1 protein-coding gene is annotated in these 1,843 nt (G+C 73.2%); it reads left to right on the top strand.

What is annotated here, in order from left to right; all coding sequences use genetic code 11:
* Positions 1-70: 70 nt before the first annotated feature.
* Positions 71-1,843: heavy metal translocating P-type ATPase (locus ACTWQJ_RS51020; protein ID WP_443313139.1), on the top strand; the 1,773-nt coding region annotated here is incomplete at its 3' end.

Below are 1,843 nucleotides of genomic sequence, written 5' to 3'. Positions count from 1 at the left end.
GTCGTGCACCGAACCCGACCCCGGCCCGTACGGTCCGGTCCGCCGTCTGGACGTCGTCTGGAGTCCGCACATGACCAGCACCGCAGAGATCCCCGCCCAGCCCGCCATATCCGCCCCCGCACCGGACGTCTCCCAAGTGGAGCTGCTCATCGGGGGGATGACCTGCGCCTCCTGCGCGGCCCGGGTGGAGAAGAAACTCAACCGGATGGACGGCGTCACCGCCACGGTGAACTACGCGACGGAGAAGGCGCGGATCAGCTACCCCGCCGGAACCGAGGTCGCCGATCTGATAGCCACCGTGGTGCAGACGGGCTACACCGCCGAGGAGCCCCCGCCCCCGCAGCCCGTCCGCGAGCAGGAGACCCCGCCCGCCCCTGACGCGGACCCCGAACTGGCGGCCCTGCGGCACCGTCTGATCGTCTCCGCGCTGCTCGCCCTCCCCGTCGTCCTTCTCGCGATGGTTCCGTCCCTGCAGTTCGACAACTGGCAGTGGCTGTCCCTCACCCTTGCCGCCCCCGTCGTGGTCTGGGGCGGTGCGCCGTTCCACCGGGCCGCGTGGACGAACGCCCGGCATGCCGCGGCCACCATGGACACGCTGGTGTCGATCGGCACGCTGGCCGCGTTCGGCTGGTCGCTGTGGGCGCTGTTCTTCGGCGACGCGGGCATGCCGGGCATGCGGCACGGCTTCGACCTCACCGTCTCGCGCACCGACGGCGCCTCGACGATCTACCTCGAAGTCGCCGCCGGAGTCACCGCGTTCATCCTCCTCGGCCGCTATCTGGAGCTCCGCTCCAAGCGCCACGCCGGCGCCGCCCTGCGGGCGCTGATGGAGCTCGGCGCGAAGGACGTGGCGGTGCTCCGCCACGGGCGCGAGATCCGCATCCCCGTCACCGACCTGGCCGTCGGCGACCGGTTCGTCGTACGCCCCGGAGAGAAGATCGCCACCGACGGAACCGTCGTCGAGGGCGCCTCCGCCGTCGACGCGTCGATGCTGACCGGCGAGTCCGTGCCGGTGGACGTGACCGCCGGAGACGCGGTGACCGGCGCGACCGTGAACGCCGGGGGCCGCATCGTCGTCGAGGCCACCCGGGTCGGCGCCGACACCCAGCTCGCGCGGATGGCGCGGCTCGTGGAGGAGGCGCAGACCGGCAAGGCGGAGGTGCAGCGGCTCGCCGACCGGATCTCCGGCGTGTTCGTACCCGTCGTCCTGGTGATCGCCACGGCCACCTTCGGGACGTGGCTCGGCGCGACCGGCGACGCCGTCGCCGCCTTCACCGCGGCCGTCGCGGTGCTGATCATCGCCTGCCCGTGCGCGCTGGGCCTGGCCACCCCGACCGCACTCATGGTGGGCACCGGGCGCGGAGCGCAGCTCGGCATCCTCATCAAGGGGCCCGAGGTGCTGGAGTCCACGCGCCGCGTCGACACCGTCGTCCTGGACAAGACCGGCACGGTGACCACCGGCCGCATGACTCTCCAGGAGGTGTACGTCGCCGAGGGCGCCGACGAGCAGCAGGTGCTGCAGCTCGCGGGCGCCCTGGAGCACGCCTCCGAGCATCCCGTCGCCCGGGCGGTGGCCGCGGGTGCCGAGGAGCGGGTCGGGGAGCTGCCGGGGGTGGAGCGGTTCGAGAATGTGCCCGGGCGGGGCGTACGCGGGTACGTGGCCGACCACGAGGTGGCCGTGGGGCGCCTGTTCGGCGAGCTTCCGCAGGAGTTGGCCCGCGCCAAGGAAGAGGCCGAGAGAAGCGGCCGTACAGCCGTCGTCGTCGGCTGGGACGGGGTGGCGCGCGGGGTGCTCGCCGTCGCGGACGCAGTGAAGGGGACCAGCGCCGAGGCGGTGCGGGAA

The organism is Streptomyces sp. KR55, from assembly GCF_052245645.1.
Lineage (GTDB): Bacteria > Actinomycetota > Actinomycetes > Streptomycetales > Streptomycetaceae > Streptomyces > Streptomyces flavusporus.
This window is presented reverse-complemented; position numbering and strand designations above follow the sequence as displayed.